Origin of the sequence: Xanthobacter autotrophicus (assembly GCF_030015065.1) — a bacterium.
Taxonomy (GTDB): domain Bacteria; phylum Pseudomonadota; class Alphaproteobacteria; order Rhizobiales; family Xanthobacteraceae; genus Xanthobacter; species Xanthobacter autotrophicus_D.
This window is the reverse complement of sequence record NZ_JAIVFN010000579.1, coordinates 1-383: the sequence shown is the minus strand read 5'-3', so window position 1 is coordinate 383 and position 383 is coordinate 1. Positions and strand designations below refer to the sequence as shown.

1 protein-coding gene is annotated in these 383 nt (G+C 59.8%); it reads right to left on the bottom strand.

Annotation, left to right across the window (positions count from 1 at the left end; all coding sequences use genetic code 11):
* Positions 1-241: efflux RND transporter permease subunit (locus K9U40_RS24595; RefSeq protein ID WP_282892646.1), on the bottom strand; the 241-nt coding region annotated here is incomplete at its 3' end.
* Between the last annotated feature and the right edge of the window lie 142 nt (positions 242-383).

Below are 383 nucleotides of genomic sequence, written 5' to 3'. Positions count from 1 at the left end.
GCTCCAGGTTGGGCAGACCCGCCATGACTGTCTCGATGGGGTAGGTGACCCGCTGCTCGGTCTCAAGAGGCGAGTAGCCGGCAGCCTGTGTGTTGATCTGGACCTGGACATTGGTGATGTCCGGAACAGCATCGATGGGAAGTTTCTGGTAGTTGAAGACGCCCAGTGCACCCATCGCAAGGGCAGCGAGCAGCACTAGCCATCGCTGCTCGATCGAGAATCGAATCAGTTTTTCAAACATGTGTGAGGCTCCGTGGTCAGTGCGTGTGCTCGGCGGATGCCTTGCCCAGTTCGGACTTCACGACGAAGCTGCCCGACGCTGCGTAAGGCGTTCCAGGCTTGATGCCCTGAAGGACCTCGATCCGCTTTCCGTCGCTGCGCCC